This is a genomic window from Chitinophaga solisilvae (assembly GCF_009928525.1).
GTDB classification, from domain to species: domain Bacteria; phylum Bacteroidota; class Bacteroidia; order Chitinophagales; family Chitinophagaceae; genus Chitinophaga; species Chitinophaga solisilvae.
The window spans coordinates 54924-77320 of record NZ_JAABOK010000011.1; the positions used below are offsets into that span (position 1 = coordinate 54924).

Sequence of the window (22397 nt, forward strand, 5' to 3'; positions counted from 1 at the left end):
TTTACTGCTGCACTTATCAGTACAAACGAAAACCAGGATCAGCTTCAAAATCTCAAATAAAAAAATAATAAAATCTCCAATATTGGAGGGGGTCCACTCAATTCATAAATGCTTCGAGTTTTTTCTTCTCTTCTGCTTTCACGTACTGTCCGTATTTCTCCAGGTATTCTCTGGCAACTGGTTTATAGCCGGCCTTGTCCTGCTTGTTGAGCAGGTGAATGGTTTTGGCGCGCAGAAAGATTTCTTCACCGGGTGCGCCGTAGGGCTTAACGGTAGTGTAGATGCTGTTCCAGTCCGGGGAAGCGTTCGGGTCTGCTACATAGGGAGCGATGAGGTCCTGAAAAATCAGCGACATCATTTTCACTTCTGCCTGACGGGGCCCTAAAGCGGTGTCAATTGCTGCGATGTTATCGCGGATGATACTGAAACCGGTATCCTTTGTGTTGCGGGTTACGGTCATCACGTAGTTAAGATCTTCCGCGGCGTAGGGAGGTTTCAGCATAGCGAAGTAGTCGCCGCTGATACGGGCAGCACCGGTCTTGTCGCCGGTCTGTGATGCCATCATCGCCAGTTTGCGAAGGAAATCCGGCTTCCTGTCTCCATCAACATATTGCTGCAGCAGGGCGCTGTAGGTTTCGGAAGGATCTGTCAGGTCTGCATCAGCGGCAGTTACTTCAGGAATAGTACCGATATCGCTGTTCAGCGGCGCATGTATTTTACGTAACGCGGCGAAAGGTATTTTCACCACTTCCCTGTCGTAGGTGATCAGGCCGTTTTGTTCTCCTTCCACATCGAACGGCTGCGTGTAGATGCTGCCGGAAAGCCCTTCCCGCTGCAGGAGCTGCAGGTGCTGATTCATGATGGCGTACTTGGATTTCAGGGCGGCGGGCTTCTCCATGATATAGCCCCAGGCGCTGCTGGTATTCCACTGATGGTCCGGAATAAATACGCCGATACCCCCGAACTCTCCCAGTACACGGGCTTTGCCGGGTAGTTTCATCGCATTCATGGGATCGGGGTAACTGTGCACGTCTGTCATATCAGCGCTGACGTAAGCGTTAGGGCTTGGGCTGCGGAGTTTTTCATTCACATACAGTATTTCTCCGGAGTGACCGTTTACCAGGCGGGAAGGATCTGTTTTTTTAATCCATTCCGTCAGCCGTTGCTGATCAAACCTTCCCCACTTCTCGTTAAACAGCACCCAGGTAGTGATACAGGGGTTGTTATGCAGTTGTGCGAGGGTTTCCTTACATTGCTGCTCAAAGAGCGGTTTTGAGCCTTCCGGCAGGCGCTGATTGGGGTTTACCATATCCTGCCATACGAGCATCCCCAGCTTATCGGCCCAATAGTACCAGCGGGCGGGTTCTACTTTGATATGTTTACGGATGGTGTTAAAGCCCATCGCCTTGATGGCTTTGATATCAAATGCCAGCGCTTCATCTGTGGGCGCTGTATAGATGCCCTCCGGCCAGAACCCCTGATCAAGTGTGCCGAGATTGAAATAAGGTTTATTGTTCAGGAAGATGCGTTCCACGCCTTTATCATCTTTCTCTACAGTGATCTTACGCATCCCGAAGTAGCTTTTCACTTCATCGGCCTGTTTGCTGCCTTTCATCAGGCGTACCTGCAGGTCATAGAGGAAGGGGCTGGCGGGCGACCACAGTACCGGCTGCGTCACGGGCAGCTTCAGGGCGGCGCCTGCCGCGCCTTTAACGGTACCTGCCACGGCCCCGTCTTTCAGCGCGCTGACTTCAACGGTATATCCTGCCGGAGCCTTCACGGTAATGTTCAGTACCCCCTTATCTATATCCGGAGTAAAATACAACCCGCTGATATAGTCTTGAGGTACCTTTTCCAGCCATACTGTCTGCCAGATGCCTGAGCTGGGCGTATAGTAAATATCAGCCGGGTTGAGCACCTGCTTGCCATGGGGGCCGGCGCCACGGTCGGAAGGATCATATACTTTTACCTGGATAGTATTATCACCCGGCTTTACTGCGTCTGTAATATCGATGGTAAAGTTCGTATAGCCGCCGGTGTGACCACCTGCTTCCTTACCATTGACAAATACCACGCATTGCCAGTCTACCGCACCGAAGTGAAGCAGCAGCCTGTTTCCTCCTGTTTCCGGTACATTCACCACTTTTCTGTACCAGAGGTACTGATCGGGGCGCAACGCTTTTTTAACGCCTGACAGCGCAGATTCCAGGGGATAAGGCACCAGTATCTGTCCGTCGTACTTCGCGGGTAACTTTTTTTCATCTCCGGTGATGGCATAGTCCCACAGGCCGTTCAGATTCTGCCAGTCCCTTCTTTCCATCTGCGGGCGCGGATAAGCAGTCAGTGCGTTCTGCGGGGTTACTTCCTTTGCCCACCTGCTCCGGATGGCAACCGGTTGCATACGCCAGGTATCCTGCGCTGCCACGGGTCCGGCGAGGGAAAATACCACCGCAGCAGTCAGCCACACCTGCTTTGTTGTTCTTCTTAACATGGTTGATACAGTATTTGTGTTGGTATTATAACGTGATATAAGCTACTTAGTCCTATTCATCCGGGTGAATTCCTTTCAGGGGGGTCTTTAAAACAATCGGCCGAGGGTAAAATATACATCATTCCCATGTTGCAGGATTGCATAACACCGGGTTAACAGATACATTTTTTAACAGCCGTTGGGAGAAATGTATTTTTTACTTATCTTGTTAACACGAAATGTGAACTTGAAAAACCTTCACCAGCATCTGTCATTACAACCAAATATTTACAGCTAAAATCTGTACGATTCCCGTTTTATTTCATCTAAAAACTGAACAATGAAAAAACACACCCCGTATTCCATGCTGGCAGGAGCATTGTTATTATCCGCCGCCATGGCATGCAGCAAGAAAGTGGTATCTGATCAGCCCACTCCTTCCGGCGATCCGAAAGCTGCCACTGAGCTTCTAACCAGCGCCTACCAGCTGAATGTCATCTATTTTGTACCGTCAGACAATGACACCATTACCAACTACCGGGCACGGCTAAACGGTATCCTGAAACAGGGACAGCGTTTTTATGGTAAATGGATGAACTATTATGGGTATGGCGACCGCTCGTTTGGTCTGGCCCTGGAATCTTCCGGGCAGGTAAAGGTCAATGTAGTCAGGGGCGCGCTTACCAAAGACAACTACCCCTACGAAGGCGGTGGCAACACAGTTATCGATGAGCTGAACACCTGGTTCTCCTCCCACCCTGCTGAAAAGCGGAGTGAGCATACGCTTGTCATCATGCCGGCCAGTACCTATGCGGCAGACGGCGACCCCGGCGGCGTGCCTTTCTACGGCCTCGGACGCTGGTGCTTTGCACTGGATTATGCCGAAATGGATACCAGCTATCTCGGACAAAACACCACCCTGGGCAACCGGGCTACCAAATGGATCGGAGGACTCATGCATGAACTCGGCCATGGCCTGAACCTGCCACACAACAAGGAAAAAGTATCTGAACTGGCAGACCCCGCCAAAGGCACGGCGCTCATGGGAAGCGGCAATTACACCTATGGCAAATCGCCTACTTTCCTGACCGCCGCCAGCGCCGCTATCCTCAACAATAGCCAGACTTTCCGCACCACTACCGGCACCGGACTCTATAACGGCGGCAATACTACCATCAGCCTGATTAAAGGCAGCTATACCGGCGGCAACATCGAACTGAAAGTCAAATTTACTTCCAACCGGACGGTCAACCGGGTGAATATCTACAATGATCCGGAAGGTGGCGACGATTATGATGCCGTTCCGTGGGTTGCCACGCCTGCAGGCGACAGCTTCAGCATCAGTATGCCTGTCAGCGAGCTGCATAATACGACCGGCAACTACGACCTGCGTATCAGCTTCCTGTATACAAACGGTTCTTCCAGTGAAATTTCTTACCCGTACTCTTTTGTTAATAATGAGCCGGTAATTAATTTCAGTACCAAAGACGAACTGAATAAATCCGGCTGGAGCATCTCCTCTGTCAGCAGCCAGGAAGATGACGGACCTGCTGCCAATCTGCTGGACAACAACCAGGCTACCGTATGGCATACCCAGTGGAAGTCCGTACAGCCGGCGCATCCGCATACCGTAGTGGTAAAAATGAATACTACACAAACCATCAAGGGGCTTGCCTTCCTGCAGCGTGAAAACCTCAACGGTTCACTGAAAGGTATTACCGTATATACCAGTACCAATAACATCAGTTATACTTCCCGCGGTAGTTATACACTGGCCAATGTAAACAGCAAACAGTACATCACCTTTGCTTCCGCCATCAGTGCGAGGTATATCAAGATAGTTACTGCTTCCAACTACAACGGCTCTCATTATGCCGTACTGTCGGAATTAGGCGCTTTCAGCAACTAAAAAAGATCCTCGCCGGTTCCTGCAATCAGGAACCGGCGAGGATCTTTCTATTCTGACAAAAGCGCGCTGCCTGTCTGCGCTCCTATTCCTCATTCATCATTTTACTCCTTCACAAACTTATGAAAATTGATAACCCTGCGCTGCTCAAACCCCATATGCTCATATAACCTGATAGCCCGCTCATTTGTCAACGCTACATGCAGAAATGAAACAATGCCCTCAGCTGCATGCCGGCGGCATATCTGTACCATCAGCTGTTGCGCATATCCGCGACCGGTATATTCCGGATGTGTACAAATGGCGCTCAGCTCACTGAATCCGGCAGGGCGCATGCGCTCTCCCGCTATTGCCACCAGCCGGCCTTCCTGACGGATACCATAATAATTACCGAGCATCCTGGAATCTCTTCTGTAATATCCGGGTTGCACCAGGTTGACCAATGCCAGCATATCATCCGCATCTGCTTCTCCCAGCAGGGAAATATCCACCGGTTCCTTACTGCTGGCCGGCGGTTCCCGGCGCAATACCATCTGCGCACACGGCAGCTCCAGCACTTTGGTCCACGAAGCCGGTAATGCCGGTACTTCCCCGATAAGAAAAAAAGCCTCTCCCTTGTTGATGAAAGCATCCAAAGCAACTGCACTACCGTCAACGGCTGTACGAATTGCTGCAAAGGGCAATATGCTTTCCTGGTATCTTTTTGCATCTTCACCGCCTTCCGCAAAATGAGCCTGCGCTGTTGTCAGCGCCGCCCAGGCGGGATTATCCAATACGTTCTCGTTCATAACTATCGTTTCTTTTATCTGTTAAAAAAGCCTGCGTCCGCGTGATGGCTGTCCGGCTGACACTATTTTCCCTTTCAGTAAAACCGTGTTGACAGACAAGGTGTGTTGTATATCAGTAAACGGGTTCTGATCCAGGATGATGAGCGTAGCTTCCTTGCCTTCGCTGATGGTACCGTACCGGTCTGCCGTATGCAGGAACTCCGCTGCGTTGACGGTAGCCGTTTTCAGCGCTTCGTAATTAGACAGCCCTGCCTTGTGCAGCAGCTGCAACTCCAGGTGCAGGGAATATCCCGGTACCAGTCCGGGCATAGTAGGTGCGTCTGTACCAGCCAGCAGCAATACCTTCCGGTCATTGAACGCTTTCACCAGCTGCAGCTGAAAATCAAAGGCCGCCTGCATTCTCTGTCTGCCGCGGGGAGCGGCGAACTTCTGCGGAATACCGCTGTTCATCCAGTCCCAGGTGACCGCTACCGGATCAATGGCCGGCAGTGGCATGGCAGACAGGTAGCTGTTTACATCTTCCGCCGTCTGCCAGATGGAATAAAAGGTAATCAACGTGGGAGAAACCGCCTTGTGCGCATCAGCGGTAGCCTTTGCCAGCATAGGAATCAGCGAAGTATCCGGCAGCACAGGCGTTTCTATGTTGCCCATAAAATAATTCACCGGCGGGCTGTATAAATACTCCTCCGCATGTGCGATCAGTTCCTGCCGGCTGTGCAGCACTCCCATGGTGGTAACACGCTGCGGGATATGTCCGGCAAGCCGCAGACCGTATGCGGCTGCATGTTGGCTGAAAGCGTTGAATCCTTCCTTCGACAGGTCTGAGTATATCTTCACAAAATCGTATCCTGCCTGCCGGAAGGTATCCAGTTTGGCGACGGCCTGTTCGGCAGTCATAGTGGAATCATTCATCGGCGGACTGGCACATACAATATCCGGGCCCTGCAGCAGTCCGCGACGGATGCTGTCGCGGTGACGCAGCAGCTCCGGCCGGCCGTTCAGGGCCAGCACGCCGGTTATGCCATAGCGTAGATAGAGGCTGTCGCATTCATGGAAAACAGACACATAGTTTTTGTAATGCACGTGGCTGTCTGTCAGACCAGGAATCAGGTATTTTCCCGTTCCGTTGATCTGCCGGAAGCCCTTCTTTCTGAATGCGCGTTTCCCGGCAGCCGGTGTAATACGTATAATTTTTTCGTTGGCAATCCATACATCCCGGTCCTGCAGGATAGTATCGGTGGTCATGGGTATCACACGGATGTTTCGGATCACCAGCGTGGGCTGCTGTGCATGCGCACCGGCAGTCATCAGCAGCAAAGCGGCTATGAAAGTCACCTGTAGTTGTTTCATCCTCTTCCTTTGAAATAACAAGATAATGCATTTAAACAGACGGAGGCTTTACAGCAACATTTTTTCTATATCTTACCAAAACGTTAAAACCTGCGCACAACACAATTATAATTACGAATTACAAATTGCGAATTACGAATGAGGAGCGAAGATAGGAGCGGATGAATATTTTTATTCGCTGATGTCTTCGCTCCTCATTCGCAATTCGTCATTCGCAATTCGTAATTGTATTGCATCACACTAAAATATCGAGCCATGAAAAAACTGGAAAACAAAGTAGCCCTGATTACAGGTGGCGCCGGCAGCATCGGAAAAACAACAGCGGAGTTATTCATTGAAGAAGGCGCCAAAGTAGTGCTGGTAGACCTGGACGAAGCAGCGCTGAAAGAAGTGACTGCCTCGCTCGGCAATAATGCCGCCTATGTAACAGCCAACGTCACCGTCTCCGCAGATGTAGAAAGGTACGCACAGGAGGCTGTAAAAAAATTCGGTAAGATAGATATCTTCTTCAACAACGCCGGTATTGAAGGCAGTGTTAAACCCATTACCGAATTTCCGGAAGATGTATTCGACAAAGTGATGGCGGTAAACGTAAAAGGCGTATTCCTGGGATGTAAATACGTACTGCCGCAGATGAACGACGGCGGCAGCATGATTATCACCTCCTCCGTAGCAGGACTGGGCGCCTCTCCCAATTTTGTGGCCTATACCACCAGCAAACATGCCACCCTGGGCATCATGAAAACAGCTGCGCTGGAAGCCGCCCCCCGCAACATACGCGTGAACACCATCCACCCTTCCCCTGTCGACAACCGCATGATGCGCGCCGTCGAAGAAGGCTACCAGCCCGGCCAGGCAGAAGCCATGCGTAAAACATTTGCCGCCGGCATCCCGCTGGGCCGATACGCACAACCGCTGGAAGTTGCCAGACTCGTACTTTTCCTCGGCTCCGATGACAGCCAGTTTATTACGGGAGCGCAATATGTGATTGACGGAGGATCATCGGCGAAATAATTATGAATTAAGAATTATGAATTATGAGTTAACGTGAAGATATATGCGAATAGTAAAATTTTGCTATTCGCATATATCTTCACGTTAACTCATAATTCTTAATTCATAATTCATAATTTCCCCCGAAGGGGTCCTGTCGTATTTTCCCCTCACTTTGTCGCGTCTCCCCCTACTTCTTACCTCCTGATTATTGTACGTTTGTACAAAATCATTTTATGTTGCTTCAGGGAAAAAATGCAGTAATCTATGGTGCAGGCGGATCGTTGGGGGGCGCAGTAGCGCGCGCATTTGCGGCGGCCGGCGCACAGGTATTTCTTAGCGGACTTCATGAGCACAATGTCCGGGAAACGGCAGAAGGTATTATTGCTGCAGGCGGCAATGCATCGCAGGCAGTAGTGGATGCGCTGGATAAACGTGCAGTGGATCAGCATATGGAGTCGGTTGTCAGACAGGCTGGCAGCGTGGATATTTCCTTCAATGCCATTGGCTGGAGAGATGTACAGAATATGCCGCTGACGGAGATGGAGCCGGATGACTTTCTACGGCCGCTCAATGTGGCTATGACAACACAGTTCCTGACCGGAACGGCTGCAGGAAGAGTAATGAAACAGCAGCAGTCCGGCGTGATATTATCGCTGACGGCTACGCCTGGCGGTATCGGATATCCGATGACAGGAGGCTTCGGGCCCGCCTGCTGCGCGGTAGAAGGCTTCTCCAGGAACTTTGCCAGTGAAATGGGACAGTTCGGCGTGAGAGTGGTGAACATCCGGTCAGCCGGTTCACCGGATTCCAGACCCTTTATGGAAGCGATGGCAGCAGACCAGGAGATGGGTACCTGGTTCCTCAATAAGCTGAAGGATGATACCATGCTCAAGGCATTGCCTGCTATGGAAGATATCGCCAATGTCGCTGTTTTCCTGGCGTCGCCGATGGCCGGAAAGATTACCGGTGTTACCATTGATGTGACCGCAGGCACCACTACCGGCATTAACTACCGGATAGCAGATATCCCGCTGGTAAGCGCCTGATATTCGTATATCCGGCGCCGTAGTCAGTGTTCTTCTGCCCTGATGCGCGACAGCTGCGTAGGCGTAATGCCGAGGTAGGAGGCAATATGATGCTGCTTCAGGCGCGCCGCCAGGGAAGCATGTTCCTTCATGAAATCCAGGTACCGTTGCCTGGCAGTCTGGTGCTTCAGGATAATCTCCATCGGTTCCTTATCGGTCACCCAGTTTTTTTCGAGATAGTGAATGTACAGCAACGCTACGTCAAAGTGGGTGTTGACGAGCGCTTTGAAGGAGGTGAACGGAAACTGGTACAGCACCGTATCTTCCAGGGCTTCAATAGTAAAGGCTCCCGGCTTTCCGGTGATGCTGGCAGCCAGGGAGCTGACAAACTCCTGTTCCTTAAAAAAACGCTTAATGATTCTGTTACCGGTATTATCCGTGTAGTAATATGCCAGGAGGCCGCTTTCAATAAAAGCCACATTGCGGGGCACCGCTCCTTCATGCAGAAATATTTCCTGTCTGGCAAGCATTTTCCGCTGCAGCAACGGACCGATCAGCGCTTTGGAACTATCGGTCAGCTTGTAGTATTTATCGGCATTGGACCAGAAATCGTTCATGCGGAAACGTTATATACCCTAAGTTACAGATTATTGCCGTTACTCCAGTACAAACCGGACTGGCAGAATAAACACCTCATCCTGCTTTGCACCGTAGGTTTCGCCCGGTGTCCAGGGAGGCATTATACTTACCACACGTAAGGCCTCCTTGTCCATGGAAGGTTCTACCTTCTGACAAATCGTAATATCACGCAGCGTTCCGTCGGTCGTTACGGTGAACCTCACCAGTACGGTGCCCTGAATGCTTTTGCTGATGGCTGCACGGGGATAGACCAGCTTTGTACTGATAAAGGAGCCCAGGGCGCCGGTACCTCCGGGAAATACGGGCAACACTCTTTGTATGGTATAAGTCAGTTCCTGCCCATCCTTAAAATTGATGCCTTTCTGTAATACACCATGGCTGTATTCTTCCGTCCGCAGCTTCTTTCCGGTAGAGTCAAAATATTCCCAGGCGCCTTCCTTCCAGCCGTTTTTGATAAGGCCGGCAGCTATCACCTTGTATTGATCGTTGCGCAGGGAATACGCTCCGTTACCTTCCTTCACTTCCTGTATGCCGGTGCTGTCCCAGCTGTTGATAATTTCATCGGTATTAATGCGGTTATCAATTCTCCGCTTTTCCCGCTCTGATTGGAGGTAAGCGACGGACTGCTGTCTGACTTTTCCATTGGGATAATACTCAAACCAGACGCCGGTCTTGCCATTCCGTGAATAATTGCCGGTCTGGTAAGGCCGCTTCTCCCCCTTTCTGTACCAGGCAAATTCTCCGTCTCTGATCAGTCTTTCTTTAGAAGTACTGCCACCGGCCATCTTCAGCTCTCCGGTCACGTAAAAGTCTTTTACGTCGTAGCGTGCACGGGCCTGATGAATACCGTAGATTAAACGGAAAGAAGCCGCGTCTTCCTTTTTCTCCACTTCACATTGCTGGTCATTGAGAAATATCAGGAAGGTGGAGTCATTAAACCGGTAAGTCTGGGAGGAGGCTGCCTGCCAAAGGAAGCAGCAACAGCACAGGGATAAAATCAGTTTCATATCCGGGGAGATGATTTTATCAAATGTAATATTTAAACCGCTGAATACGGTGGTTGCCGCTGATAATTTACCGGAAATTATTTTGATTGCCGGCGGGCCTTTACCCATCTGGTTATGGCGATTACCAGCCGCACACCTTCCACGCAGAGCAGCCATCCGAAAGTAAGTACCGCCGCCAGCATACTGAATGCAACGGCCGGAATACCACGATGGCTGTAGAAGAGGTTCCAGATTTGCGGTTTACCCAGGCAGAGATATATCAGTCCCGCAGCCACGAAACTTAATCCCAGTGTCAGCCACGATCGCGCCCATCTGTACAGCGGTACATCGTCCGGCCTGCTGCATAGCTCATATACGTTAGCCATCATAATAAGAAACGGTAACGCATATATGAAATATTCACCGTGGAAGGGAATTTTATTCTCAAAAGATAGCCGCAGCCGGGAATAATCCCGGAAGAAATAATATAAAAAGGTATCCGGAATCAGCATAGTCAGCAGATATACCAGCCCGGACAGGGCTACGATCAGGATCCAGGGCAGCAGGCGTTTACGGGACACAGGCAACGGGAATTAGTCAGGAGATACCAGGAAAGTGCTGCAGATTACGGGTAAAGGTTTCAGCGTTTTCTTTACTGTCTTCCACCGCCCAGGCAGCCATGGCGTAAAGTACGGCATGCAGTCTTCTGCCTGCTTCCGTCAGGCTGTAAGTGACATGCGGCGGCACCACCTGCATCACCTGACGCAGGAGCAGTCCATCTGCTTCCAGTTGTTTCAGCTGCTGTATTAATACCTTTTCCGAGATGGCAGGAATGGATTTGCGGAGATCACTGTAGCGCCGGGGGCCTCCCAGCAGATGGAAAAGAATAATCGGCTTCCAGTATCCACCGATCTTTTCCATGACATAGGTAACAGGGCATTCCTGGAAGGCTGCCTGTTTGTTGGCCTGTATGGCTGAACTTTCTTTAATCGCTGTCATAGCAACCTACTTTAGGGTAAGTACTTGTACAAAAGTAAGTGCAAATCTACCTTTGACAAAGAAAAAAACAAACCACATTTTTATGAAGATTACATTAACAGGATCATTAGGCAACATCAATCAATATCTCATACCTCAGCTGGTAACGGCAGGCCACCAGGTAACAGTTATCAGCCAGCAGCCGGAGCGCGCAGCTGCGATGACGGCACTGGGTGCAACTGCTGCCATCGGCTCCGTGAAAGACCGCGTATTTCTCCAACAGGCATTTACCGGAGCGGACATTGTATACACCATGATACCACCGGATTATGCTGCGCGGGATCTGCGGGCGTATATCCGGGCTACCGGCGAAAATTATGCAGCGGCCATTGCACAGGCAGGCGTAAAATATGTGGTGAATCTCAGTGCAGTAGGTGCGCACGATGCAGCGGGTGCAGGGCCTGCAGGGGCAAGTCATGATGTGGAAGCCATGCTGAACACACTAGCGGACACGCACACACTCCATTTACGTCCGGGTATGTTCTACAGCAATTTCTACGGCGCTATTCCCCTGATAAAATACCAGCAGCTGCTCGGTAACAATTTCAGCGGCGACGTGGAAATGGCGCTCACACATCCCGCAGATATCGCCGCTGCCGCAGCCAAGGCCATGAACCGTCTCTTTACCGGCAAACAGGTACAATACGTTGTCAGCGATGTAAAAACCGGCGATGAACTGGCCAGTATACTGGGAGCTGCTATTGCCATGCCCCACCTCTCCTGGACTGCCTTTTCCGATGAAGCCCTCCTGGCTTCCCTGCAACAGAACGGCTTCTCTGAAGAAATGGCCATGGTATATATGATTGAAATCGGTATTGCCCTCCGCAACAATACCCTGCTTAGCCATTTCCGCCAATACCGGGAGCAGGCGTACGGAGAGATCAGGTTTTCAGCATTTGCGGAGGAATTCGCAAAAACATATATGGCGTAAAGAATTACGAATTACGAATTGCGAATTACGAATGTAAAAGCGAAGAACGAAGCGGATCTCATATTTGAGCTTTGCTTCGTTCTTCGCTTTTACATTCGTAATTCGCAATTCGTAATTCGTAATTCTATAAAAAAAGTCTCTTTACTTCCTGGACTGCCTGTATTTCATATCATTCAGCGCCAGCTGCAATATACTATCCGGCGTAATACCGAAGTATTCTGCCAGCAGGATGCATTCGTCTATTTTCAGTAATCCGGGCGTATGTACTTTTTTGTGGAGGGTAGAATAATGTATGCCGGTAGCGGTGCTGACAGCGGTAAAAGGGATGATATCAAATACACCCTGCAGGCTGGTGAGCTTATTAGCTTCCACCAGCGACTTCACCGCTTCTATCCTCGTATCTTTTACTTTCGCCATTACTATCTTTTTTCTTTTCAGAAAATTAGTAAGTGGGAAAGCATACTGTAATAAATTAACTCAATTTGATAATCATATATCTTATTTGTGAATAAAAATATCACAAAATTGAATAATTTCCCATAAATTTATCAGAGAACGGCAGGATTATGCCGGAGCACCATATTTACGACATCAACCGGCGGTATTTGCAGGAATGCGGCCAGTAATCTGCATTCTTCTATTTTCAGCAAACCAGGATTTCTGGCTTTCCGGTGCATGGTGGAATAATGCATGCCCGTACTTTCGCAAATCTGTTTCAGGGGGATTATCTCCAGCAGGTCGTCCATACTGGTAATTTTACCCATCGAAACCATCTCTCCTATAGCTGCCCTGGAGGCAATTTTAGCTTTTTTCATATGCACCAAATCTTTTTATATCAGAAAGATAATAATGCAATCATTTTGGTGTAATAAAATATCACAAAAACACAATTATCTATCTTAAAATTGAATACATTTATCACATAAATGAATTTTTCTCTCAAACAGATTTCTTAATGGATTGCAGAATTGTTTTTAAAACCACCCAATACCCGGTAAAGGAAATGCATGTTAAAAAATTCACCACCCCCGAACCCGCCATATCACTGCTGATGGGCATCCTGGCCCTTACAGCATTTAACCGGCAGGGCGGCATGTACACCCTGCAGTATCAGTTGATAGCCGACCAGGAATATGTCACCATTGAAACCTATTATACCGATACCTATGTAGAAGGCATCGCAGATGCTTTCCTGCCATATAATAACAGCAGCACATCCGACCGTCTGTTTATACTGGAAACAGTAATCCTGGCAGCGGTACTGATGCTGCTGTTTGCGGCGGTATACCTTCTGTGCAGGTTATCAGCCTAACACATACCAGGCAAGCACCTTCTGCACTTCGTATACATCTACCGACTTGGTAAACTGCCGGGTAATACTGGGTTGCGACTCACCGGAGATCCATATTTTCAGCTCCGCCTCCAGGTCAAATGTACCGGCGGTTTCTACGCTGAAACGGGAAATACTTCTGTAGGAAATACTGCGGTATTCCGTTTTACTGCCGGTAAGCCCCTGCTTATCTACCAGAATCAGGCGCTTGTTCGTGAAAATAAACGTATCCCGGATCAGCCGGAAGCCCAGCTCTATCGTTTCGGTATCTATCAGCAACCTGCCGTACTCTTTGGTAAGCTGCTCCCGGTCTACCGCTCCTGCATTGCCCAGGAGCCCTGAAAAAAATCCCATAATGAATAGTTACATTTGACGGCAAAGCTATCAAATTAGCTATCAAAAAATTTTTTGCCTTTCCTGTCCATTTTTCGTTGAACAGATTGTCATCTGATTATAACAACAAAATTATCAGTCATGAAAAATTTTCTTTTAGTATTCAGAGTAGACCTGAATGCACCGCAACGTACTCAGGAACAGGCACAGACCAACATGCAGCAATGGATGGACTGGATCAGCAAACTGGCCGCCGGCAACAACCTGGTAGACAGCGGACAACGACTGTACCCGCACGGTAAAGTGGTCAGACCACAGCATATCGTAACTGACGGTCCCTATATGGAACTCAAAGAGGCTGTTGGCGGATTCACCATCATCAAAGCCTCCTCCCTGGAAGAAGCTGTAGAACTGACAAGAGAATGCCCTGTTTTTGCCGGCGGCGGCAATGTGGAAGTCAGGGAGATCTGGGCAATATAAACCATTACCGATGATGATATGCGTGGTTCGTCTGCAACAGGCGAACCACGCCTGTTTTGTTATTCCATTCCTCCCCCGCAGCCTGACCTTTCCAACAAAGTAACATTGAACTCCACAACAAAGCAGTCTCCCCGCTGATGGTGCAACTTTGTACCATCATAAAAAATCATTGCTATGAAAAAAGTCTGGTTTATTACCGGCAGCGCCAGGGGATTAGGAAGAAGTATCACCGCTGCTGCCCTCGCTAAAGGAGATCTGGTAGCTGCCACAGCACGTAACCCTGAACAGCTGCAGGACCTCGCCGCCGCCTACCCGGAACAACTGCTGCCCGTTCAGCTGGATGTTACCGATCCCGAACAGATACAGCAGGCGGTTACAACTACTATCGCACATTTCGGACGTATAGACGTACTCGTTAATAATGCCGGCTCCGGCATCGCCGGCGCAGCGGAAGCATATACAGAAGAACAGGTCCGCAGTCAGTATGCCGTAAACCTGTATGCCCCGGTTGCCGTTACCCGTGCGGTACTGCCTCACATGCGGTCCAGACGCAGCGGTCATATTCTGCAGATCAGCTCTGTCGGCGGACGCATCACCAGCATCGGCCTCTCCCTTTACCAGAGCGCCAAATTCGGGTTATCCGGCTTCAGTGAAGCCCTGGCTAAAGAAGTAGCGCCGCTGGGTATTAAAGTCACTGCTGTGGAACCGGGCGGCATCCTGACAGACTGGGGCGGCGATTCCATGGGATACGCGCCCGCCGTGGAAGGTTATGATACAACGGTTGACCAGCGTGTTGCCGCCTTCAGAAACGGCAGCTTCAAAGGCAAAGGCAGCCCGGAAAAAATGGCGCAGGTGCTGATGGCCCTGGCCGATAATCCGGAACCGCCGGTACATCTCATCCTCGGCAGCGATGCTGTATCCGTACTGCAACAATCGGAAGCCATCCGCCAGGCAGAGTTTGAAAAATGGCTGCCGGTAAGTCTTTCCACAGATGCCTCCTGACACATTAAAGGGCGCAGCCTGTCTTTGCGGCTACGCCCTTTATTGGTAACTTTATTTTCCATGAATGCAGCAACACCTCACATACAGCAAAAGCAGATTTCCCTTTCCTGCTATACCAGCAGGGTCAGGGAAGGCGAACAGTTTATTCCGGAACATGTTTTCAGCTACCAGCTCTCCGGCAGCATTACCATGCATGACGGTGTCCGGGAATATACTTTCACGGAAGGCAGCTGCCGGCTCACCCGCCGGAACAACCTGATGAAATTCGTGAAACAACCCGCGGCAACGGCGCCATTTCTGAATATCTCCGTTTACCTGGACCAGGCTACGCTACAGCGTTTCAGCAAAACATACGGCTTTACCGCCAACCCGCAGCAGGAGCAGCCACCGGTAATACCCATCCATGCCACACCATTTGTAAAGGCTTACTTTGATTCGCTGAAACCCTATGATGAACTGATACAGGAAGGCAATGAAGTACTGCTGTCACTCAAACAGCAGGAAGCCATCGGCATACTGCTTCAAAGCAATGCTACCCTGAAGGATGTACTGTTCGATTTTGCCGCTCCCGGCAGAATAGACCTGGAGGCTTTCATGCAGCAGAATTTTCATTTCAATACTTCGCTGAACCGCTTTGCCTATCTCACAGGCAGGAGCTTGTCTACCTTCAAGCGCGATTTTGAAAAAACCTTCGGCATGCCGCCGGGAAAATGGCTGCAGCAGCGAAGATTACAGGAAGCATATTATCTGATAAGGGAGAAAGGCGCGTCAGCGTCGGACGTATATATTGAAGTGGGCTTTGAAGATCTCTCTCATTTTTCTTTCGCCTTTAAAAAGATGTACGGGGCTTCGCCGACCAGAATCTGACAGCGGCGCAAGACCGGGGCGCTAACGGCGGCGGTAGATAACTTTATTCTCATACTCGCCGGTTACTACCCTTCCGTAAACAGTGCGCGTCCACCCGTTTTCAAATCCGTGATTATTGGCTATCAGGAAACCTTTGTGGCTGTCCTTCTTCACAATTTTATGCGCATCTATATAACGGCCCTTCACTTTACAGCAGACTATATCACCGGTAACATATTCTTCCGCTTTTTCAAAAGTAAGCAGGGTGCCACTTTTCAGGATAGGTAACATGGAGGTGCCAAAGGCTTTCATCTTTCCGGTACCCGTGGTTTCCAGGTCCTGTTTCAATCTTTCATACTTGTTCATAGGTTCATTATTTAAATTTTTAAAATAACAGCCCTGTTTCCGGATATCCGGAAAGGACGCTGCAAGACATCTGCCGCAGGCGGCATTATACATTCACCTCATTTGTTGTCTGGAATAAAAATCTGTGCTGCTTTGACGGGGCGCGGGGAAACAAAGGCAACCTGACTATTCAGTCCGACTAAAATACTAACCTGTGGCTGGACCAGGTTATGGGTTTTATCTGTGCAAAAATAACAAATTTCTGCCAACTGCTTATTTTCTCCCGAAAAAAAATCACTCACGGAACCGCCCCTACGAAAAAACGGGTAACGGCAGCTGCACCATTTTCTGTTAAACTACCTTATCTTTAAGTCATTCTAATTAACGAGAACGGATAACATATGCATGCAACAATAGTAACAAACGATCAGGAACTGGAACAGATAGCCGCCCTCTCACAGGCCAATAACACAGCCCTGCTCACAGCAGCAGAAAAAGCAAAAGAAGGCTTTGTTACCTGGTCCTACAACATGGAAATTCTGCAGCAGGTACACCGGTTAACACCACCGGTCATTGTAAAAGACGGTGATACCGTTGCCGGCTACGCCATTGTGCTCACCAAAGAAGCGGCAGACATCTATCCGCCGCTGAAAGAAATGCTGCAGCATTTTGAACAGATTACCTACAATGACAAACCACTCAACAGCTATCATTACTATGTCATGGGACAGATATGCGTGCATCCCGACTACCGCGGCAAAGGTGTGTTCCAGCAGCTGTACGATCATCACAAAAAACTGTATGCAGCCCGCTATGATTTCCTGCTGACCGAAATTTCCGTCGCTAATCACCGTTCACTCCGCGCACACCAGCGAACAGGTTTCCGTACGATACATCGTTATGAGGATAAACTGGGAAGTTGGGAGGTGGTTGTTTGGAACTGGGATTGAGAGGAATTGCGAATTACGAATTACGAATGTGAGCGGAGATTTGAGCGGAGTTTTTTGGGAGAAGATTTGATCGGAGATTTTTGGTGATGATATGAGCGGAGATAAAAAAGGAAGGTGCGCAGTACGGTTTAACTGCGCACAGGTGAGGATATCAATTATTTACGTGTAATCGTTAACGTTATATACTTCCATATTGCAGCAGTACAATACCGCTGTTATAGGCTATGCTGTTCTTCAGTTTCAGAGACAGATGTCTGTTCAGCAGATGGAAAACGGGATCGCCGTGCCCCAATGCCACAGGGTTGACAAACAGGTTGAATTCATCGATAAGACCGGCTTTGATGAGCGCCGCCACAAAGCTGGTGCCGCCGTATACGATGAGGTCTTTTCCCGGATGTTGTTTCAGACGGTTTACTTCTTCCGTCAGATCACCGGTGGCCAACGCTGTGTTCTCCCAAATGGAAGCTGCGTACGTTTTAGTGAAAACCACCTTCCTGGCTGCTGCAATACGCAGGCCTGTTTCATACATTTCATGATCCGGCTGTGTGGCCACATCCATCCAGTAAGGAATGTAATCTTCCGCCAGCTTGCGGCCTATGAGAATAGTATCCGAGCCTTCCAGCAGGGCGCTGACCTGCGGGCGGATTTCCTCCCAGGCCCAGGTAATCCATTGCTGGTCATCCGCAGGACCGGCAGACACAAAACCGTCGATTGACATCTGCATTTGCAGTATTAATTTTCTCATATACCTTGTTTTTCAAGAAAGCGGGACAATTGCCCGAAGGTAGCGCTGAAACCCTGATCCATGCTGCCGCGGATAGACCTGAAGCCGGCCGCTTCTTCCGGAGTAGCATCTACCGGATAACCTGTAAGGGTGAGCGTAGTTTTCCCCTTCTCCTCCGTAAAAACAATCCGGTAAAATATTTCCAGCGGAAAATCCAGGTCAAAAGGCGGCTTTACTACCTGCGCCTTTTCATCTGCAAAAGCATTGGTAAACTCCAGCAGCTCATCCGGTATAATCTGATGGAACAAAAAACGACCGTAGGAAACATGTCCGCCAGCTTCCATGCTGAAATGAAAAATACCTCCTGGTCTGAAATCCAGGCTGATAACGCTGTTATTGGTTTCCACCGGCCCCCACCACTCATTCAGGGCATCCGCATTACTGAAAGCCTTAAATACCAGGCTCCTGGGGGCGTTACATACATGTACCAGGGAAAAGTCTGCTTCGCGGTCGGTAGTGTGTGTTTTCATTTTTTACTTTTTTTATTTGTCTGCACCTGATGCAGGTATTTATCCAGTGATTTGAATTGCGTTGTCCAGAACCGGCGGCAGTGCTCTACCCAGGCGGCTACCTCGTTCAGCTTGTCGGGTTGCGCTTCGCAATAGCGCTCCCTCCCCTGCTGCGTGATAATGACCAGGCCGCATTCCGCCAGTATTTTCACGTGCAGGGATACTGCCTGCCGGCTTACATCAAAGTTCTCCGCTATCGTGTTCAGATTCAGCGGCTGCTTCATCAGCATTTCTATAATCTGTCTTCTCGTCGGATCCGCTATAGCCTGAAATACATCTCTTCTGATTTCCATTATATGCAAGCATTTGATTGCAAATATATATGCAATCATTTACTTGCGCAATTTTTTCCGGAGAAATTTTAAAAAAATAATTGCCGGGCACAAGAAAAGAAGAGTCATGGGCGTTTTTACACCGAATTGCCTCCGACGAGGCACGCCGGAAAAAAGCTCAACCGTCACACCGGCGTCCGTATCTTTCAACGTTATAACCAAACCCGTAATTCCATGAAAAAGGTAACAACCAAAAAGCTCTCATTGGGCAAGATTAAGGTAGCCAGCCTGGATGCTACCAGCCAACTTCAGGTAAAAGGTGGCGCCGGAACTCCCATTAGTTACTCCTGCAAACAAAGCTGTATTCCATACTCAGAATGGAGAACATGCTGGTGTGATTAAATGATTGCCTTGTAGCAGGGTAAGTGGCCCTGCTACAGGGTTTTGATGAATTACGGATGGCGATTTACAAATAGCGGATGAAGTGCGGAGAGATGAGCAGAGATTTTTTTATACATAAGATTGTTTTGCCTCTTTTATTGCGGACCTTCCTTACAAATTCCTTCCTGTTTTTAATCTGATTGGTTACTTTCGTTGCGGACAATGAAATGCTTTATGAAAGGAATGCCTTACAAACCGGCGGCAGTATGGCTGCTGTGCCTGGTAGTCTTATCTGCCTGCAATACAGGAAAAGTAACTGTCAGAAAAAAACATTTGTACATACAGGCAGCCGGCAGGGAAAACAAGTCCTGGCAGCTGGTGTGGGAAGACAACTTCAACAGTCCGGCACTGGATACTTCCAAGTGGACACTGATACCCCCCAACAATGCAGACTGGGGCCGGCATATGACCAATGATCCGCGCTGCTATAAACTGGATAGCGGTAAACTTTACCTGCGCGGCATGGTAAATCCGGATACCAGCAAGGATCATCGCCCGTTCCTGACGGCCGGCATTTACAGCAAAGGGAAATTTGCGTTTCAATACGGTATGGTGGAAATCCGCGCCCGCCTTGAATCTGCCCGGGGAGCCTGGCCCGCCATCTGGATGCTCGCCGAAACAGACAAATACGGCGCCTACCCGAAAAACGGAGAGATAGATATCATGGAACATCTCAACTATGACAGCATTATCTATCAGACCACCCACTCCTGGTATACCCTTGAACTGAAGCAGACAAACAATCCGCCACATTCCGGCACTGCACATTTCAATCCCGGCGAATATAATATTTTCGGTATCCGCTGGTATCCTGATAAGATCGTCTTCTACCTCAACGGTAAAGAAACCTTCACCTATCCCTATGTACCGGGCGCCGATATTACCCAGTGGCCCTACGACCAGCCCTTCTACCTGCTCATAGATCAGCAGCTGGGCGGCAGCTGGGTGGGCAAGGTTCAACCGGAAACATTACCCGTACAAATGATTATTGACTGGGTGAAAGTATACCAGTAACAGCCGGTATATTTTTCTATTTTGTACAACAACAACATCATCCCTGATAAAACTTATGCCTTATATGAAATATTTCCTGCTGATGCCGGTTTTACTGATAACGGCTGCAGCCGCAGCACAGAAGCCACTTCCTGTAATCCATGCCGGCTCAGCGGAGGCCGTAATTGTGGAAGGTGATGAAGACCGGTATAACTGGCATATCACTCCGGCTGCCAAACCGGATGTACACACTACCACAAAAATCACTGCACCGAAATGGATCCGCTTTTATACCGACCGGGATTCTATCCGCGTTAAACTTAAACCGGGAGCTGCCTTCGACTTTATCGTGCTGCTCAACGGAAAAGACAGCTGTTATACCAGGCTGGAAAGTCCGCCGCTGCAGCATTACGCAAATATGCCGGTTACCCGCGACACGATCCCCTTTGAGCTGACGGCCTGGAATAACATAAAAATAAAAGCGGTCATCAACGGGAAAGATACCATATACCTGAAGTTCGACTCCGGCGCTACAGGGCTGCTGCTGACCAACGATATCCTGCAGCGGAAAATACAGACGCCCGATATCCTGCACAACCGGCTGCAGATAGGCAACCTGAGCTGGGACAGCCTGCACGTATATGAGGTGGTGCTGTCCGGACAAGGCACCGATGGCCGCTTTGGCTGGGATCTGTTCGACGGGAAGATAGTAGAGATAGATTATGACCGGCATATCTTCGTGGTACACTCGCGTATGCCTGCCATCGGTAAAGGCTATACGAAACTACCCATCGAATACACTCACTATTCCATCTGTGTACAGGGAACACTGGAAGTACAGCGTAAAAAATATACCAGCCGCTTTCTGTTCGATAACGGCTACCAGCGTACCATCATGCTGGATACCACTATTATGCGGGAGCAGCAGTATCCGCAGGACCTGGAGATAATCCGGAAAGTAGTGATGAAAAACGGGCAGGGAGAAGAAATACCGGTGATAACCGTCAACAATGAAAAACTGATGCTGGGCGCCCTGCCGCTGTATAATATCCCGGTACAGCTGATGGCCACCGCCAACCCTGCCAGGTTCAAAACGCATATACTGGGTAACGAAGTATTAAAACGGTTCAACACCCTGCTGGATTTCCAGCATCATGTGATATACCTGAAACCTAATTCACTGCAGGATCTTCCTTACATCGAGGCAAAGAAAAGCAGTTAACTTACTGTTTCTCCGCTGCCAGCTTTACAATATCCTTTACATCCAGCACCGGTCTGGAATGCCCGCGCTGCGCTACGTGAATCATGGCCAGCGCCACTTCCCGGATGGTGCAGAAACCGCCGGGAAACAGCGCTCTGCCAACAGGATACATCCAGCTGATGAGGTAAAAGAGTTTCTTAACATTGCGTTGTCCGGCACTGGGTTTCATAAACGCCGGCCTGAACATGTACGCATTTTTAAACACCTTCAGGAGGGCATTTTCGGTGGCGCCTTTCACCCGCGCCCACGCTACACGGCCCTGTTCAGAGCTGTCTGTTCCGGCACCGGTAACATAACAGAAAGTCAGATCCGGATTTACCAGCGCCAGCGTATCCGCCATATTCATGGTAAGATCATAGGTAATATGCCTATACTCTTCCTGGCTGACACCAACGGAAGAAATACCCAGGCAGAAAAAGCAGGCATTATAGCCACTTAGCTGCGGCACTATCGGGGTGAGATCAAAAAAATCACGATGGATGATTTCCTTCATTCTGGGATGCGACAAACCACTGGCTTTCCGGCTGATAACCAGCACTTCCTCCACATCAGGGTGTTCCAGGCATTCCAGCAACACGCCCTCTCCCACCATACCGGTAGCGCCTGTAATAATAGCTTTGATTTTCATGGCAATGAATTATGGTATTCCGGATCACTTCCGGCTGCAATATACGTCAACGAATATACGAAGGAAAGAGCTTACCTGCAACCAAAGCAAACCC

27 protein-coding genes are annotated in these 22397 nt (G+C 49.4%); 12 read left to right on the forward strand and 15 right to left on the reverse strand.

Annotated elements, in window-relative coordinates:
• Positions 1-97: 97 nt before the first annotated feature.
• On the reverse strand, positions 98-2491 hold the full coding sequence (locus tag GWG06_RS21655) for a glycoside hydrolase family 2 protein (protein WP_160715928.1): 2394 nt from the start codon (positions 2489-2491) through the stop codon (positions 98-100).
• 319 nt (positions 2492-2810) lie between these two features.
• On the opposite strand from GWG06_RS21655, the gene GWG06_RS21660 reads away from it, so the two are divergent.
• Positions 2811-4379: a discoidin domain-containing protein gene (locus GWG06_RS21660; RefSeq protein WP_160715930.1), complete on the forward strand. Its 1569-nt coding sequence runs from the start codon at positions 2811-2813 to the stop codon at positions 4377-4379.
• A gap of 101 nt (positions 4380-4480) precedes the next feature.
• Here GWG06_RS21660 and GWG06_RS21665 read toward each other — a convergent pair whose 3' ends face one another.
• Both GWG06_RS21665 and GWG06_RS21670 read right to left on the reverse strand, forming a co-directional pair.
• A complete protein-coding gene (locus tag GWG06_RS21665; protein WP_160715932.1) occupies positions 4481-5164 on the reverse strand; it encodes a GNAT family N-acetyltransferase in 684 nt (227 codons plus the stop codon).
• 21 nt (positions 5165-5185) lie between these two features.
• A complete protein-coding gene (locus tag GWG06_RS21670; protein ID WP_160715934.1) occupies positions 5186-6514 on the reverse strand; it encodes an amidohydrolase family protein in 1329 nt (442 codons plus the stop codon).
• A gap of 255 nt (positions 6515-6769) precedes the next feature.
• On the opposite strand from GWG06_RS21670, the gene GWG06_RS21675 reads away from it, so the two are divergent.
• Both GWG06_RS21675 and GWG06_RS21680 read left to right on the forward strand, forming a co-directional pair.
• The gene (locus GWG06_RS21675) at positions 6770-7528 is read left to right on the forward strand and encodes an SDR family NAD(P)-dependent oxidoreductase (protein ID WP_160715936.1); all 759 of its coding nucleotides are present in this window, start codon (positions 6770-6772) and stop codon (positions 7526-7528) included.
• Positions 7529-7743: 215 nt separating this feature from the next.
• Positions 7744-8556, forward strand: a complete 813-nt coding sequence (locus GWG06_RS21680) for an SDR family NAD(P)-dependent oxidoreductase (RefSeq protein WP_160715938.1) — start codon at positions 7744-7746, stop codon at positions 8554-8556.
• Between the two features lie 23 nt (positions 8557-8579).
• On the opposite strand, the gene GWG06_RS21685 is transcribed toward GWG06_RS21680, so the two are convergent.
• From GWG06_RS21685 to GWG06_RS21700, 4 genes are all read right to left on the reverse strand, one after another.
• On the reverse strand, positions 8580-9152 hold the full coding sequence (locus tag GWG06_RS21685; RefSeq protein ID WP_160715940.1) for a Crp/Fnr family transcriptional regulator: 573 nt from the start codon (positions 9150-9152) through the stop codon (positions 8580-8582).
• Positions 9153-9191: 39 nt separating this feature from the next.
• Positions 9192-10181, reverse strand: coding sequence for an energy transducer TonB (locus GWG06_RS21690; protein WP_160715942.1), 990 nt, complete (start codon positions 10179-10181; stop codon positions 9192-9194).
• 77 nt (positions 10182-10258) lie between these two features.
• Positions 10259-10741, reverse strand: a complete 483-nt coding sequence (locus GWG06_RS21695; protein ID WP_160715944.1) for a hypothetical protein — start codon at positions 10739-10741, stop codon at positions 10259-10261.
• 16 nt (positions 10742-10757) lie between these two features.
• The gene (locus GWG06_RS21700) at positions 10758-11159 is read right to left on the reverse strand and encodes a winged helix-turn-helix transcriptional regulator (RefSeq protein WP_160715946.1); all 402 of its coding nucleotides are present in this window, start codon (positions 11157-11159) and stop codon (positions 10758-10760) included.
• A gap of 82 nt (positions 11160-11241) precedes the next feature.
• Here GWG06_RS21700 and GWG06_RS21705 point away from each other — a divergent pair, with 82 nt between their 5' ends.
• Positions 11242-12129: an NmrA family NAD(P)-binding protein gene (locus GWG06_RS21705; protein WP_160715948.1), complete on the forward strand. Its 888-nt coding sequence runs from the start codon at positions 11242-11244 to the stop codon at positions 12127-12129.
• A 141-nt stretch (positions 12130-12270) separates the two neighbouring features.
• On the opposite strand, the gene GWG06_RS21710 is transcribed toward GWG06_RS21705, so the two are convergent.
• A complete protein-coding gene (locus GWG06_RS21710; protein ID WP_127041649.1) occupies positions 12271-12546 on the reverse strand; it encodes a hypothetical protein in 276 nt (91 codons plus the stop codon).
• Between the two features lie 131 nt (positions 12547-12677).
• A complete protein-coding gene (locus GWG06_RS21715) occupies positions 12678-12944 on the reverse strand; it encodes a hypothetical protein (protein WP_127041651.1) in 267 nt (88 codons plus the stop codon).
• A 140-nt stretch (positions 12945-13084) separates the two neighbouring features.
• On the opposite strand from GWG06_RS21715, the gene GWG06_RS21720 reads away from it, so the two are divergent.
• Complete coding sequence (locus GWG06_RS21720; RefSeq protein ID WP_160715950.1) at positions 13085-13441, forward strand: hypothetical protein; 357 nt, start codon at positions 13085-13087, stop codon at positions 13439-13441.
• Here GWG06_RS21720 and GWG06_RS21725 read toward each other — a convergent pair.
• A complete protein-coding gene (locus GWG06_RS21725) occupies positions 13433-13813 on the reverse strand; it encodes a PH domain-containing protein (RefSeq protein ID WP_127041655.1) in 381 nt (126 codons plus the stop codon). The two genes, GWG06_RS21720 and GWG06_RS21725, sit on opposite strands and share 9 nt — an antisense overlap.
• 120 nt (positions 13814-13933) lie before the next feature.
• Here GWG06_RS21725 and GWG06_RS21730 point away from each other — a divergent pair, with 120 nt between their 5' ends.
• The 3 genes from GWG06_RS21730 (at position 13934) to GWG06_RS21740 (ending at position 16141) form a co-directional block, all read left to right on the forward strand.
• A complete protein-coding gene (locus GWG06_RS21730; protein ID WP_160715952.1) occupies positions 13934-14272 on the forward strand; it encodes a YciI family protein in 339 nt (112 codons plus the stop codon).
• Between the two features lie 174 nt (positions 14273-14446).
• Entirely contained in the window at positions 14447-15274 is an 828-nt protein-coding gene (locus GWG06_RS21735; protein WP_160715954.1) for an oxidoreductase, read from the forward strand.
• A 60-nt stretch (positions 15275-15334) separates the two neighbouring features.
• Positions 15335-16141 (forward strand): helix-turn-helix domain-containing protein, encoded by an 807-nt coding sequence (locus GWG06_RS21740; protein ID WP_160715956.1) that lies wholly within the window; start codon positions 15335-15337, stop codon positions 16139-16141.
• A 21-nt stretch (positions 16142-16162) separates the two neighbouring features.
• On the opposite strand, the gene GWG06_RS21745 is transcribed toward GWG06_RS21740, so the two are convergent.
• Complete coding sequence (locus GWG06_RS21745) at positions 16163-16486, reverse strand: S24 family peptidase (RefSeq protein ID WP_127041663.1); 324 nt, start codon at positions 16484-16486, stop codon at positions 16163-16165.
• Positions 16487-16866: 380 nt separating this feature from the next.
• Between GWG06_RS21745 and GWG06_RS21750 the strand changes: the two genes are divergently transcribed.
• Positions 16867-17415 carry a GNAT family N-acetyltransferase gene (locus GWG06_RS21750; RefSeq protein ID WP_127041665.1) on the forward strand — a complete coding sequence of 183 codons (549 nt, stop codon included), beginning with the start codon at positions 16867-16869 and terminating at the stop codon, positions 17413-17415.
• 178 nt (positions 17416-17593) lie between these two features.
• Here the strand turns inward: GWG06_RS21750 and GWG06_RS21755 are convergent, their stop codons facing one another.
• From GWG06_RS21755 to GWG06_RS21765, 3 genes are read right to left on the reverse strand one after another with little or no spacing between them, the layout of a single operon-like run.
• On the reverse strand, positions 17594-18160 hold the full coding sequence (locus GWG06_RS21755) for a dihydrofolate reductase family protein (RefSeq protein WP_160715958.1): 567 nt from the start codon (positions 18158-18160) through the stop codon (positions 17594-17596).
• On the reverse strand, positions 18157-18669 hold the full coding sequence (locus tag GWG06_RS21760; protein ID WP_127041669.1) for an SRPBCC family protein: 513 nt from the start codon (positions 18667-18669) through the stop codon (positions 18157-18159). Before GWG06_RS21760 ends, GWG06_RS21755 begins: the two co-directional genes overlap by 4 nt.
• Positions 18666-19001 (reverse strand): ArsR/SmtB family transcription factor, encoded by a 336-nt coding sequence (locus GWG06_RS21765; protein ID WP_338076701.1) that lies wholly within the window; start codon positions 18999-19001, stop codon positions 18666-18668. The genes GWG06_RS21760 and GWG06_RS21765 overlap by 4 nt, the downstream gene beginning before the upstream one ends.
• Before the next feature lie 213 nt (positions 19002-19214).
• On the opposite strand from GWG06_RS21765, the gene GWG06_RS30870 reads away from it, so the two are divergent.
• From GWG06_RS30870 to GWG06_RS21775, 3 genes are all read left to right on the forward strand, one after another.
• Positions 19215-19382 (forward strand): class I lanthipeptide, encoded by a 168-nt coding sequence (locus GWG06_RS30870; RefSeq protein WP_202183089.1) that lies wholly within the window; start codon positions 19215-19217, stop codon positions 19380-19382.
• A 213-nt stretch (positions 19383-19595) separates the two neighbouring features.
• Positions 19596-20435 carry a glycoside hydrolase family 16 protein gene (locus tag GWG06_RS21770; RefSeq protein WP_160715962.1) on the forward strand — a complete coding sequence of 280 codons (840 nt, stop codon included), beginning with the start codon at positions 19596-19598 and terminating at the stop codon, positions 20433-20435.
• A 64-nt stretch (positions 20436-20499) separates the two neighbouring features.
• Positions 20500-21636 carry a hypothetical protein gene (locus GWG06_RS21775; RefSeq protein WP_160715963.1) on the forward strand — a complete coding sequence of 379 codons (1137 nt, stop codon included), beginning with the start codon at positions 20500-20502 and terminating at the stop codon, positions 21634-21636.
• A gap of 1 nt (position 21637) precedes the next feature.
• Here the strand turns inward: GWG06_RS21775 and GWG06_RS21780 are convergent, their stop codons facing one another.
• Entirely contained in the window at positions 21638-22303 is a 666-nt protein-coding gene (locus tag GWG06_RS21780) for an NAD-dependent epimerase/dehydratase family protein (protein ID WP_160715964.1), read from the reverse strand.
• Positions 22304-22397 lie beyond the last annotated feature (94 nt).